Source organism: Amycolatopsis alba DSM 44262, from assembly GCF_000384215.1.
GTDB classification, from domain to species: Bacteria; Actinomycetota; Actinomycetes; order Mycobacteriales; family Pseudonocardiaceae; genus Amycolatopsis; species Amycolatopsis alba.
Genome location: NZ_KB913032.1, coordinates 1,745,078 through 1,757,210, shown reverse-complemented (window position 1 = coordinate 1,757,210; position 12,133 = coordinate 1,745,078). Strand labels below are relative to the sequence as shown.

The window sequence follows — 12,133 nt, the reverse complement described above, 5'->3', positions numbered from 1 at the left end:
TCCAGCAGGCTCAGAGGCGCTCTTGCAGCGCGTCCGCGGCGGCGAGCAGGTCCGCGGCCCAGCGCGCCCCCGGTTTACGCCCTATACGTTCGATGGGCCCGGAAACCGACACCGCGGCGACGACGGTGCCCGTCGAATCCCGCACCGGCGCCGAGACACTCGCCACACCCGGCTCCCGCTCGGCCACGCTCTGGGCCCAGCCGCGGCGGCGGACTTCGAGCAGGGTGCGCTCCCCGTACACGGCTTCGGAAAGGATCGTCCGCTGCGTGTGCGGATCCGACCACGCGGCGAGCACCTTCGCTCCGGAACCCGCCGTCATCGGCAGCCTTGAGCCGATCGGCACCGTGTCACGGAGTCCGCTGGGCGGTTCCGCGGTCGAAACGCAGACGCGCTGGACGCCGTCGCGGCGGTAGAGCTGAACGCTTTCCCCGGTGATGTCGCGCAATTTCGGCAGCACCGAACTCGCCGCGTCGAGCAGCGGGTCGGTCGAACCGCCCGCCAGTTCCGCGAGGGCCGTTCCCGGCCGCCAGCGTCCGTCGGGGCCGCGGCGCAACAGGCGATGCACCTCGAGGCCGACCGCGAGCCGATGCGCCGTCGCGCGCGGCAAACCGGTCCGCGTGCACAGTTCCGCCAGGCCACAAGGATCTTCGGCCACGGCCTGAAGCACGGCCACGGCCTTGTCGAGTACTCCGATACCGCTATGCTGTCCCACAAGCCGATACTATCTTCCCGAAGTTTGAGATGTCCAGATGGTGGGAAGTACCGATTTCACCGCATGTGAGGAGCCGGAAATGCCCCGGACACTGGCCGAGAAAGTGTGGGAGTCGCACCTGGTGCGGCGCGGCGAGGGGGCCGAGCCCGACCTGCTCTACATCGACCTTCATCTGCTGCACGAGGTCACCAGCCCGCAGGCCTTCGACGGACTCCGCCTGGCCGGCCGGAAACTGCGCCGCCCCGACCTCACCATCGCGACCGAGGACCACAACGTCCCGACGATCGACATCGAGCTGCCGATCGCGGATCCCGTTTCCCGCACCCAGGTCGACACCCTTCGCACCAACTGCAAGGAGTTCGGCGTCCGGCTCCACCCGATGGGCGACGCCGAACAGGGAATCGTGCACGTCATCGGCCCGCAGCTGGGCCTGACCCAGCCGGGGATGACCGTGGTGTGCGGCGACAGTCACACCTCGACGCATGGCGCCTTCGGCGCGATGGCCTTCGGGATCGGCACCTCCGAGGTCGAACACGTGATGGCGACCCAGACCCTGCCGCTCCGTCCATTCAAGACGATGGCCATCACGGTCGACGGTGCCCTGCGGCCCGGTGTCACGGCCAAGGACATCATCCTCGCGGTGATCGCGAAGATCGGCACCGGCGGCGGGCAGGGCTACGTCCTCGAATACCGCGGCGAAGCCATCGAAAACCTGTCGATGGAAGCCCGGATGACGGTGTGCAACATGTCCATCGAAGCCGGTGCGCGCGCCGGGCTCATCGCGCCGGACGAGACGACGTTCGCGTATCTGAAGGGCCGTCCGCACGCGCCGAAGGGCGCCGACTGGGACGCCGCCGTCGAGAACTGGCGCGAACTCCGCACGGACGACGACGCCGTCTTCGACGCCGAGGTGCGCCTGAACGCCGACGAGCTCACGCCTTTCGTGACCTGGGGCACCAACCCCGGCCAGGGTCTCCCGCTGGGCGCCGAGGTGCCCGACCCCGAGCGCATCGGCGACGAGAACGAGCGCATCGCCGCTGAAAAGGCCCTGTCCTATATGGACCTGAAGCCGGGCACCCCGCTGCGGGAGATCGCGGTGGACACCGTCTTCCTCGGCTCGTGCACGAATGGCCGTATCGAGGACCTGAGGGCCGCCGCGGACGTCCTGCGCGGGCACAAGGTCGCCGAGTCGGTCCGGATGCTCGTCGTCCCCGGTTCGATGCGGGTCCGCCAGGCGGCCGAAGCCGAAGGGCTGGACCGGGTCTTCACCGAAGCGGGCGCGGAATGGCGTCAGGCGGGCTGCTCGATGTGTCTCGGCATGAACCCGGACCAGCTCAAGCCGGGCGAGCGCAGCGCGTCGACCTCGAACCGCAACTTCGAAGGCAGGCAGGGCAAGGGCGGCCGGACGCACCTGGTCTCGCCGCTCGTGGCGGCCGCCACGGCCGTGCGGGGAACCCTGTCCAGCCCCGAAGACCTGCAGCCCGCCACCGTCCGCTGACATCGCTGACATCGCTGACATCCGCGAAGGAGTTCCCACCATGGACGCGTTCACCCACCACACCGGCGTCGGGGTCCCGCTGCGCAGGTCCAACGTGGACACTGACCAGATCATCCCGGCGGTCTACCTCAAGCGCGTGAGCCGCACCGGCTTCGAGGACGGGCTCTTCGCCGCCTGGCGTTCCGACGAGTCGTTCATCCTCAACCAAGAGCCCTTCACCGGCGGTTCGGTCCTGGTCGCGGGCCCGGACTTCGGCACCGGTTCCTCCCGCGAGCACGCGGTATGGGCCCTGATGGACTACGGCTTCCGCGCCGTGATCTCCTCCCGGTTCGCGGATATCTTCCGCGGTAACTCGGGCAAGCAGGGTCTGGTCGCCGCTCAGGTCGAGCAGGCGGACGTCGAACTGCTGTGGAAGCTGCTCGAAAACGAGCCCGGCACGGAGGTCACGGTGGACCTCGAGTCGAAGACGGTACGAGCCAAGGACTTCACCGCGCCCTTCCAGATCGACGACTACACCCGCTGGCGGCTCCTCGAAGGGCTCGACGACATCGCCCTGACACTCCGCCACGCGGAGGAGATCGACACTTTCGAGATCCAGCGCCCCTCCTGGAAGCCGGTGACCCTCCCGGCGGCCACCTCCTAGGCCCGGTCGAAGGGGGCGGATTCCCTTGCTGAGCAGGGAATCCGCACCCCGGCCGAGGGTCCTTCGCGCAGCCCCGAAACCACACCGAACGGCACCTCCAGAGGCCCCTGAGGGGCCCCGAGAGAGGCGGAACAGCCCCCGAGACAAGGGAAATTTCCGCGCGTCGTTTGGAATTTGTGCTGCATTGGTAATACCGTGTGCGCTAAGTCGGCCGACGGGGCCGTGTACAACAAGTTCTTCTTGGAGGACTGGAATGGCCAACAAGGCCCAGCTGATCGAGGCGCTGTCGGAGCGCCTGGGCGACAAGAAGGTCGCGTCGGAGGCCGTCGATGGCCTTGTCGACATCATCATCCGTACGGTCAACAAGGGCGAGAAGGTGAACATCACCGGCTTCGGTGTGTTCGAGAAGCGCGCCCGCGCCGCCCGTACCGCGCGGAACCCGCGCACCGGTGAGACCGTTCGCGTCAAGAAGACCAACGTGCCCGCCTTCCGCGCCGGCACGACCTTCAAGGACGTCATCAGCGGCTCGAAGAAGCTGCCGAAGGCCACCGCTGTGAAGCGCGCGACCGCCGGCACCACCACGACTCGGGCCGCCGCCACCCGCGCGACGACGACCCGGACGGCCGCCAGCCGCCCGGCCGCGACGCGTACCACCACCACGCGGACCCGCGCCGCCGCTGCCACCAAGGCCGCCGCGAAGCCGGCCGCCAAGGCGACCGCGACCAAGGCCCCGGCCAAGGCGACCGCCGCCAAGGCAGCGCCGAAGACCGCCGCCAAGGCCACCACGGCTCGCGCCACCGCGGCCAAGAAGGCGACCGCCACCAAGGCCGCCGCGAAGCCGGCCGCCAAGGCGACCGCTGCCAAGGCCCCCGCCAAGAAGGCTCCGGCCAAGCGGACTTCGGCGGCCGCGAAGAAGAAGTAAGCTCTCTCCTCACGAGTGAGCCAACGGCAGGGCCCCGCGCACGGCGCGGGGCCCTGCCGCATTTTCGCCGTCGGTGCGCTCCGGCCGTCTCCTTTCCCCGCAACGCCCTTGAACGTCGTCCTGGGAATGAAGTCACTCCGGAACGGCTCAGCGGCGCTCTGGGGACGAATGCGCCGCCATTGTGGCGCCGCGACTCTTCGTGGATCCACACGGGCGTCCGGCGGGTACCCGATCACTCCGATGGCGCATCGCCGCGGTCCGGCCGGACGGCCCTCCACAATGGAGCGACGATCGGCCGCGGCGGGCCGTCGCCGCTGGACAGCGCCCCGCGCCGCGGGCCCCGGAGCGGTGGCGGAACTCGCTTCGCCGCGGATCCGCCTGCCTCGCAGGAACTTCGGACCGGGCGGGCGCCACTTCCCCGCCACACGGCCGGAGTAGCGGCTGGTCACCCACGTGGGGGAGTCGCGCCGGGAAGGCCGGCTCGGGTGGTGAGTAGTGAACCTGGACACTCAGTGGTCCGCTTGTCCGGGCACGCGACCCTCACTCGAAAGCGTTGCGAAAGCCCCTTTCACAACGTTCAACGTTGCGAAAGGGGCTTTCACGACTCCGCTATCCGGCCGGACCGCAGGGGAGTGAGGGGGGCGTGACCCGGTGCCGCTCGGCGGAAAGTGGCTTTCGCGACATCCGCTTCGTAAAAGCGTCAGCGATGTGCGGGAGCCGGAGTGGGCAAAGGCGACGCGAAGTAATCCGCGGCCACCAGCACCGGCCCGTCCTCTTCGGTCGCCGCCCGGAAGGACAGCACCCAGAACGAGCCCTTCTTCGACGGCACCACGCCACCGCGCGCGGCGGGCAGGTCGACGCCGTCGCGGTCGGCCAGCGCGCTGACGACGTCCGGGATCACGCCGCCCTGACTGGAGATCACCGGTGTCCCGCCGTCACCGGCGATGGCCAGCAGCCGCGCGAGACCGAGCACCGGGTCCGGCCAGTAGCCCTCTTCCGACAGCAGCGATTCGTGCCGGATCTCGACCCCGAGATCCTCGGCGAGCCCGTTCACCGTCTGGACACAACGAAGCCGCGGCGCCGACAGCACCCTGCCGGGCGCGTAGTGCCGCAGCAGCGAACGCAGCGCTTCGGCCTGACGCTGACCGGCGTCCGACAGCGGCCGCAGATCGTCGTCACCGTTCCACTCGTCACGTTTGCCTGCCTTGGCGTGCCGCACGAGGATCACCGTGACGAGGTCCGGCGGCAGCGCGGAGAACTCGCGCAGTACCCGGACGTCCTCCGGCCGCGTCAGCAGTTTCTCCGCCGTCTCCGCGTCGAGCCAGCGCAGTTCGTCGACTTCCTCGTTCGGCGCGAAAGCGCCGGAAACCGCGTGCGCGGAGAAGTAGTCGACGGTCTTCGGCGCTCCGGTCACGGTGTATTCGGTCCGGTACAGATACCGGCCGAGTACCGCTTCGAAGCCGGTCTCCTCACCGATCTCGCGGACCGCGGCCCGCGCGATGGTCTCGCCGGCGTCCAGCTTTCCCTTCGGCAGCGACCAATCGTCGTAACGCGGCCGGTGGACCAGCGCGACCTCGATCCGGTCCCCGGCACGACGCCAGAGGACGGCGCCCGCCGCCCGGATGATCCCGCTCATCCGGCTGCCCCGTGCCGCTTCGCCAGTTCGACCTGGTGATCGCGGACGTCGTCCCCGGACGCCGGGAACGGGGTCCACTCGCCGGTCGAGTTCAGCACCCAGCACCGGGTGGAAGGATGCAGCGCGGATTCGAAGATGTAGTCCAGCTGCGCCGTCAGTTTCGGATCCTTGACCCGCACCAGCGCCTCGATCCGGCGGTCCAGGTTGCGGTGCATCATGTCCGCGCTGCCGATCCATCGCGTGCCGCCCGCGCGGAAGGTGAAGATGCGCGAGTGCTCCAGGAACCGGCCGAGGATCGAGCGCACGTGAATGTTTTCGCTCAGTCCCTCCACACCCGGCTTCAGCGCGCAGATCCCGCGCACCACGATGTCGACCGGCACCCCGGCCTGTGACGCGTGGTACAGCGCGTCGATCACCTGCTCGTCGACGAGCGAGTTGCATTTGATCCGGATCCCGGCGGCCTGGCCCGCGCGGGCGAGTTCGATCTCCTCGCCGATCGCGCGCACGATGCCGCGGCGGATCCCGTGCGGCGACGTGAGGATGTTGCGATAGGTGTCCTGACGGGAGTACCCGGTGAGCACGTTGAACAAGTCCGTCAGGTCCGCGCCGATCGTCGGGTCGGCGGTCAGGATGCCGAGATCCTCGTACAGGCGCGCGGTCTTCGGGTTGTAGTTGCCGGTGCCGATGTGGCAGTACCGGCGGATGGTCGAACCCTCCTGGCGCACCACCATCGAAACCTTGCAGTGCGTCTTCAGCCCGACGAGCCCGTACACCACGTGCACGCCCGCGCGTTCCAGCGTGCGGGCCCAGGTGATGTTGGCCTGCTCGTCGAACCGCGCCTTGATCTCGACCAGCGCGACGACCTGCTTGCCCGCCTCGGCCGCGTCGATCAGCGCGTCGACGATCGGGGAGTCGCCGGAGGTGCGGTACAGCGTCTGCTTGATCGCCAGCACCTTCTCGTCCGCGGCCGCCTGTTCGATGAACCGCTGGACGCTGGTGGAGAACGAGTCGTACGGGTGGTGCACGAGGACGTCGCCCTCGCGCAGCGTCGCGAACACCGACTTCGGCGTCTCGCGCTCACCGAAGGCCGGATGCGTGGCCGGAACGAAGGGGCGGTCCTTGAGTTCCTTCCGGTCGACACCGGACAACTGGTGCAGACAGGTCAGGTCCAGCAGACCGGGGACCTCGACGACGTCGCGCGGATCGACCTCCAGTTCGCGCAGCAGCAGTTCGAGCATGTGCTCGCTCATGTCCTGCGCCACTTCGAGCCGCACCGGCGGGCCGAACCGGCGCTGGGCCAGTTCGCGTTCCAGCGCCTGGAGAAGGTCCTCGTCCCGGTCCTCTTCGACCTCGAAGTCCGCGTTGCGGGTGACCCGGAAGGCGTGGTGCTCGGTGACCTCCATCCCGGTGAACAGCTCTCCGAGGTGCGCGGCGATCAGTTCCTCCAGCGGAAGGAAGGTCGCGGTGCGGCTCTCGCGCGGCTGCTGCTCGATCCGCATCAGGCGCGGCACGTTGCTCGGCACCTTGACGCGCGCGAACCGTTCGGTGCCCGCCTCGGGGTCCCTGACGGTGATGGCCAGGTTGAGCGAAAGGCCCGAGATGTAGGGGAACGGGTGCGCGGGATCCACGGCCAGCGGTGTGAGCACCGGGAAGATCTGCTCGCTGAAGTAGTTGGAGAGCCGGAGCTGGTCGGCGCCGGTCAGGTCGTTCCAGCCGACGATGTGGATGTCCTCGTCGGCGAGCTGCGGCCGCAGGTGCAGTTCGAAGGCGTTCGTGTGCCGCTCGACCAGGTCCTGGTTGCGTTTGGCGATGTAGGCCAGCTGCTCGCGCGGGGTGAGCCCGTCCGCGCTGCGGACCGGGAGACCGGTCTCGTCGCGGCGCTTCAGCCCGGCGACCCGCACCATGTAGAACTCGTCCAAATTGGACGCGAAGATCGCCAGGAACTTGGCGCGTTCGAGCAGCGGCTGCGACTCGTCCTCGGCCAGCGCGAGCACGCGGGCGTTGAAATCCTGCCAAGACAGCTCGCGGTTGAAATACCGGTCGTCGGGCAGCGTCTCGACCGCGGTGGGCGCCGACGTCACCGCGGGAGGCGCGGCGGGAAGCGCGCGGAACTCCTGTGCGGGACGGCTCGCCGAACCGCCGCGGGTGGCGCGGACCGCCGCGCGCGGGCTGCTGTTCGTCTTCGCCGCGGGTGTGCTCTTCCTCGCCCGTGCCGGTTTGGTCGTGCCGTTGTCCGGTTCGGGTTTCGCGGCGGAGGTCTTCCGCTTCCTTGCCGAGTTCGGGGTGCCGCCGTCATTTGTGCTCACGCGCTTCATTGTTCACCACTCAGGGCGATTATGTGCGCCGCGCACTGGTCGACAGGGTGAACTCTCGTCACATCACCACGCAGGGTGTTCCCAACAGGGTTGAACTGCGCTTTCCGACACCCAGGGTGCGGACGTGAGCGAGATCATCCGCGGTGTCGACGTCCGCGCGGAGTGATTCCGCGGCGATCGTGAGCGGCGTCGCACCGGACGCGGTGTGCGCCCGCGCGGACCCCTCGCCGAACCGGGGTTCGAGCGGTCCGGCCCCCGCGAGCAACAGGGTCGTGCCCGTTCCCTGCCGGTCCGCGACGAAAGCCCGGCGACCGGCGGCCTCGGCGAGGGCGGCGGTGAGGTCTTCGGTCCGCAGCGCGGGCAGGTCGGCCTGCAGGGCACCGACGAGACCGGACGGCGTGTCCCGGCGCAGCAGTGCCGCGCCGTACCGCAGTGCCGAGTTCAGCCCGCCCCCCGGCGGCTCGGTGACGATCTCGACGCCAAGCTCGGTGAGATCCGCCACGGACGCCGGGTCGGCGGCGACCACGAGCACCCGCCGGATCCCGTCCGCCGAGGTCGCCGCGGACAGCGTGTCGTAGGCCAGCGCCAGCACCAGTTCGGCGTGCCGCTCGGGCACGACGGCGCCGCGAAGCCGCGACTTGCCCTCCGCCGGGCGTTTCATCGGCACGATCAGGTCGATGCCCACACAGTCCACATCTGCATTCTTACCCGACCCTCCCTGGACCGCGCTCGCGTGCGCGCGGCAGGATCAGTGGCCTGGGACGACACGTGTGACTTCGAGGAGGACGAATTGGCCCGGCGTGAGAAGGGCGGCATCTGGGTTGGCATCGCCGCCGCACTGTTCTACCCGGCGACGGCCATCGGCAAGCGGGTCTACCGCGACGCCGGGCGGATCCCCCGCGAAGGCGGCGCGCTGCTGTTGCTCAACCACGTGTCCCACATGGACCCGGTGGTGGACGCGGTGTTCGTGCACCGCCAGAAGCGGGTGCCGCGGTTCCTCGGCAAGGAGAGCCTGACCAGGACGCCGCTGTTCGGCAAGATCTTCGTCGGGGCGGGGCAGATCCCGGTTTCGCGGGGTTCGAAAGCCGCCGGTGACAGCCTCAAAGCCGCTCACCAGGCCTTGCGTGACGGCAAGATCGTGGTGATCTATCCCGAGGGGACGATCACCAAGGACCCGGACGGCTGGCCGAAGAAGCCGTTCACCGGCGCCGCGCGGCTCGCGCTGGAGACCGACGTGCCGGTGATCCCGATCGCCCGCTGGGGCACGAACCACATCTTCAACGGCTACACGAAGAAGTTCACGCCGTTCCCGCGCAAGAAGATCACGCATCTGGTCGGCGAGCCGATGGACCTGTCGGCCTACAAGGACGGGTCCACGCGCAGCGCGTCCAAGCTGCGCGAGGTCACCGAGCTGATGATGACCGACATCACCGGCCTGCTCGCGGAGATCCGCCAGGAGGAACCGCCCGCGAAGAAGCCGGAGGACGACGCCTGATGGCCGAGGTCCAGCGGGTGACCGTGCTCGGCGCCGGATCGTGGGGGACGGCGTTCGCCAAGGTGCTCGGCGACGCCGGACGCGACGTGACCATCTGGGCCCGGCGGCCCGAGGTCGCGGCCGAAATCCGGGATCGGCATCGCAATTCGTCCTATTTGCCAGATATCGAGCTGCCGGAGCGGATCACCGCGACGGCGGATCCGGCCAGGGCCCTCGACGGCGCGCAGGCCGTGGTGCTCGCGGTGCCGAGCCAGACGTTGCGGACCAATCTCTCGGAGTGGTCCGGTCTGCTGCCGTCCGACGCGATCCTGGTGAGCCTCGCGAAGGGCGTCGAACTCGGCACGCTCAAGCGGATGAGCGAGGTCATCGCCGAGATCGCGCGCGTGGACGACGGGCAGATCGTGGTCGTGTCCGGGCCGAACCTGGCGAAGGAGATCGCGCTGGGGCAGCCGGCGGCGGCGGTGCTCGCCTGCACCGACCACGACAACGCCAAGGCGATCCAGCAGGCGAGCTTCAACCAGTACTTCCGGCCCTACACCAACACCGACGTCGTCGGCTGCGAGCTGGGCGGGGCGTGCAAGAACGTCATCGCGCTCAGCTGCGGCATGGCGGCGGGGCTGGGCCTGGGCGCCAACACGGTGGCCACGCTGATCACCCGCGGCCTGGCCGAGATGGCCAGGCTCGGCGCGAAACTCGGGGCCGACCCGCTGACCTTCGCCGGGCTGGCAGGCGTCGGCGACCTGGTGGCGACGTGCTCTTCGCCGTTGTCGCGCAACCGGACCTTCGGCGAGCGGCTCGGCCGCGGCGAGACGCTGGAGCAGGCGCTGGCGGCCACCGGCGGTCAGGTCGCCGAGGGCGTCAAGTCGTGCACGTCGATCCGGGAACTAGCGCTGAACCTCGGCGTCGACATGCCGATCACCGACGCGATGCACCGCGTCTGTCACGAAGGGGTCGACCCGCGGCACGCGGGAGCCGAGCTGCTCGGACGGTCGCAGAAGCACGAGTGGTCCTGAGAAAGACCGCAGGATCGCGACAGACCGCGCCCGATTCGTGCTGCCAGCATGGTCGTCAGGTGCAGAACTCACGGTCCACGGTGTGAGATCGGTTGACCGCCGGGCTCCGCACTGGTTCGCTGAGAGCATGTTCGCACGTGGGATGACTGTGTCGCGGGGCCTCTCGGGTCTTGGCGCCGTCTCGTGTGCGTCGTGTCGCTGTTGTCGGTGAACCCCGCCCCGGCCCAGCTCGACACCTTCTTTCTCTTGCGAGGACTTCTTCATGTTCGCCGTCCCGGACAACACGCTCGTCATTCCCGAAAACCCCGCCCTGCGCCACCCGGTGCGCGTCGCGCTCGAGTTCGCGGCGGACCGCGAGAGCTGGCGGCACCTGCTGCGCTATGACCCCGACGAGCGTTTCTCCGCCCTCGTCGAGCAGGACGACCTTCAGCAGATCTGGCTGATGAGCTGGCTGCCCGGCCAGCACACCGACCTGCACGACCACGAATTCGCCGCGGGCGCGTTCACCGTGGTCAGCGGGAAGCTGAGCGAGACCGTCGCCCGGCGCGCGTCCGACGGCCGGGCGGTGACGGAGCTGCATTCGCTGTCGGAAGGCCAGTCGCGCGTCTTCGGCCCCGGCTACATCCACGAAGTGCGCAACGACGGGCCGGACCCCGCCGTCAGCGTCCACGTGTACCGGCACCAGCCCCGCGCCATGCGGCCGTACCACCTGGACCCGATCACCGGCCCGATCCGGGACTGACCCCTCCCGCATTCAGTCCTCCGAATGCGTTCCTTGCGCGCATCGGGGCGACTGCCGCGTTCCTCGACCGTGTCGCGAAAGCCACTTTCGGGACATCAGACGTCGCGAAAGTGGCTTTCGCGACGCACCTCAAACGCGGCGTCAGGCGAGGTCGCCGCGAAGCCGGAACTCGGCCTCGACGCGCTCCCGCGAGGCGCCGGTGGCGAGCAGGGTGTGCAGCAGGAGCCGGGATTTGCGCGGGTCCAGCCAGCCTGCCATCGTCGCGCCCATCGCGATCAGATCGGACTCCGAGCCCCGGAAACCGTAGGTGCCGCGGAACGTCGGTCCCGCGCCGGTCCGGCCGGCGACCACGACCGGCACCTCCGGCAGCACACGCTCGATCACGTCGGCGGATCCCGCCGAAACGTGCCCGGCGCCGTTCGCGGCGAGCACCACCCCCTTGACCCCGGCCTTGACCAGCGTCTCCAAGAGTTCGCCGGAGTCCTCGACGCCGCTCTCGACGATCGGCACCAGCCCGGAGAAGTCCGCGTTCACCAGCGGCAACGCCGCCGGACGGTCGGCGACCGGGTGGAAATAGTGCACCAAGCCCTCGCTGACCAGCGCGAGCGGCCCGGCGGGATTCGAGGAGAACGCCTCGACATGGCTCGAGTGCGTCTTGCGGACCCAGCGTCCGGCGTGGACGTCGTCGTTGAACACGACCAGCGAGCCGCGGCCCCGGCTGCGGGGATCCGCGGCGACGGTCAGTGCCGCGAGCAGGTTCCCCGCGCCGTCCGCGCTGGGCAGACTGGGGTTGCGCATCGCGCCGGTGACCACGATCGGGGCTTCGGAAGCCCACGTCAGTTCGAAGAAGTACGCGGTCTCTTCGAGCGTGTCCGTGCCCTGGACCACGACGACACCTTCAGCGCCTTCGTCGACGGCTCGGGCGGCCCAGTCCAGGGTCCTGATCAGCGTCGCGAAGTCCATCGACGCGCTGGAGATCCCCGCGAGCGTCTCCGCGCGGACGTCCATCGCGAGGTTCTCGCCAAGGCCGCCGAGCAGGTCTTTCGCGCTGAGCCGGGGGACGGCGCGGTCCTCGCCGTCGCCGGGGACCATGGAGATGGTGCCGCCCAGGGCGGCGACGGCGACAAGGGGCCGTCGGGGATCACTCGACATGCGTC

General features: G+C 69.4%; 11 protein-coding genes. 6 read left to right on the top strand and 5 right to left on the bottom strand.

The features are described from left to right. Positions 1-10: 10 nt before the first annotated feature. Entirely contained in the window at positions 11-712 is a 702-nt protein-coding gene (locus tag AMYAL_RS0108100; protein WP_005158149.1) for an IclR family transcriptional regulator, read from the bottom strand. Positions 713-791: 79 nt separating this feature from the next. Between AMYAL_RS0108100 and leuC the strand changes: the two genes are divergently transcribed. The 3 genes from leuC (at position 792) to AMYAL_RS0108085 (ending at position 3,775) form a co-directional block, all read left to right on the top strand. Further along, positions 792-2,210: a 3-isopropylmalate dehydratase large subunit gene (gene leuC / locus AMYAL_RS0108095; protein ID WP_020630809.1), complete on the top strand. Its 1,419-nt coding sequence runs from the start codon at positions 792-794 to the stop codon at positions 2,208-2,210. Between the two features lie 40 nt (positions 2,211-2,250). Next, the gene (gene leuD / locus AMYAL_RS0108090) at positions 2,251-2,853 is read left to right on the top strand and encodes a 3-isopropylmalate dehydratase small subunit (RefSeq protein ID WP_020630808.1); all 603 of its coding nucleotides are present in this window, start codon (positions 2,251-2,253) and stop codon (positions 2,851-2,853) included. 253 nt (positions 2,854-3,106) lie between these two features. Further along, on the top strand, positions 3,107-3,775 hold the full coding sequence (locus AMYAL_RS0108085) for an HU family DNA-binding protein (RefSeq protein WP_020630807.1): 669 nt from the start codon (positions 3,107-3,109) through the stop codon (positions 3,773-3,775). Between the two features lie 700 nt (positions 3,776-4,475). Here AMYAL_RS0108085 and AMYAL_RS0108080 read toward each other — a convergent pair. Genes AMYAL_RS0108080 through cofC form a run of 3 tightly spaced genes read right to left on the bottom strand, consistent with a single transcriptional unit; the run spans position 4,476 to position 8,411 of the window. Next, entirely contained in the window at positions 4,476-5,411 is a 936-nt protein-coding gene (locus tag AMYAL_RS0108080; protein WP_020630806.1) for an NUDIX hydrolase, read from the bottom strand. Beyond that, the gene (locus AMYAL_RS0108075) at positions 5,408-7,726 is read right to left on the bottom strand and encodes an RNA degradosome polyphosphate kinase (RefSeq protein ID WP_020630805.1); all 2,319 of its coding nucleotides are present in this window, start codon (positions 7,724-7,726) and stop codon (positions 5,408-5,410) included. Before AMYAL_RS0108075 ends, AMYAL_RS0108080 begins: the two co-directional genes overlap by 4 nt. Positions 7,727-7,784: 58 nt before the next feature. Next, the gene (gene cofC / locus AMYAL_RS0108070; RefSeq protein WP_026466848.1) at positions 7,785-8,411 is read right to left on the bottom strand and encodes a 2-phospho-L-lactate guanylyltransferase; all 627 of its coding nucleotides are present in this window, start codon (positions 8,409-8,411) and stop codon (positions 7,785-7,787) included. A 66-nt stretch (positions 8,412-8,477) separates the two neighbouring features. Here cofC and AMYAL_RS0108065 point away from each other — a divergent pair, with 66 nt between their 5' ends. From AMYAL_RS0108065 to AMYAL_RS0108055, 3 genes are all read left to right on the top strand, one after another. Beyond that, positions 8,478-9,221 (top strand): lysophospholipid acyltransferase family protein, encoded by a 744-nt coding sequence (locus tag AMYAL_RS0108065; RefSeq protein ID WP_020630803.1) that lies wholly within the window; start codon positions 8,478-8,480, stop codon positions 9,219-9,221. Further along, positions 9,221-10,234, top strand: coding sequence for an NAD(P)H-dependent glycerol-3-phosphate dehydrogenase (locus AMYAL_RS0108060; RefSeq protein WP_020630802.1), 1,014 nt, complete (start codon positions 9,221-9,223; stop codon positions 10,232-10,234). The genes AMYAL_RS0108065 and AMYAL_RS0108060 overlap by 1 nt, the downstream gene beginning before the upstream one ends. A gap of 262 nt (positions 10,235-10,496) precedes the next feature. Beyond that, complete coding sequence (locus AMYAL_RS0108055; RefSeq protein WP_020630801.1) at positions 10,497-10,976, top strand: cysteine dioxygenase; 480 nt, start codon at positions 10,497-10,499, stop codon at positions 10,974-10,976. 141 nt (positions 10,977-11,117) lie between these two features. On the opposite strand, the gene AMYAL_RS0108050 is transcribed toward AMYAL_RS0108055, so the two are convergent. Continuing rightward, positions 11,118-12,128 (bottom strand): asparaginase, encoded by a 1,011-nt coding sequence (locus AMYAL_RS0108050; protein WP_020630800.1) that lies wholly within the window; start codon positions 12,126-12,128, stop codon positions 11,118-11,120. Positions 12,129-12,133: the final 5 nt, after the last annotated feature.

Bases quoted from the DNA above. Each gene is read 5' to 3' on its own strand.
- leuD (WP_020630808.1), top strand. From the start codon at position 2,251: ATGGACGCGTTCACCCACCACACCGGCGTCGGGGTCCCGCTGCGCAGG.
- AMYAL_RS0108075 (WP_020630805.1), bottom strand. From the start codon at position 7,726: ATGAAGCGCGTGAGCACAAATGACGGCGGCACCCCGAACTCGGCAAGG.
- AMYAL_RS0108050 (WP_020630800.1), bottom strand. From the start codon at position 12,128: ATGTCGAGTGATCCCCGACGGCCCCTTGTCGCCGTCGCCGCCCTGGGC.
- leuC (WP_020630809.1), top strand. From the start codon at position 792: ATGCCCCGGACACTGGCCGAGAAAGTGTGGGAGTCGCACCTGGTGCGG.
- AMYAL_RS0108055 (WP_020630801.1), top strand. From the start codon at position 10,497: ATGTTCGCCGTCCCGGACAACACGCTCGTCATTCCCGAAAACCCCGCC.
- AMYAL_RS0108080 (WP_020630806.1), bottom strand. From the start codon at position 5,411: ATGAGCGGGATCATCCGGGCGGCGGGCGCCGTCCTCTGGCGTCGTGCC.
- AMYAL_RS0108085 (WP_020630807.1), top strand. From the start codon at position 3,107: ATGGCCAACAAGGCCCAGCTGATCGAGGCGCTGTCGGAGCGCCTGGGC.
- AMYAL_RS0108060 (WP_020630802.1), top strand. From the start codon at position 9,221: ATGGCCGAGGTCCAGCGGGTGACCGTGCTCGGCGCCGGATCGTGGGGG.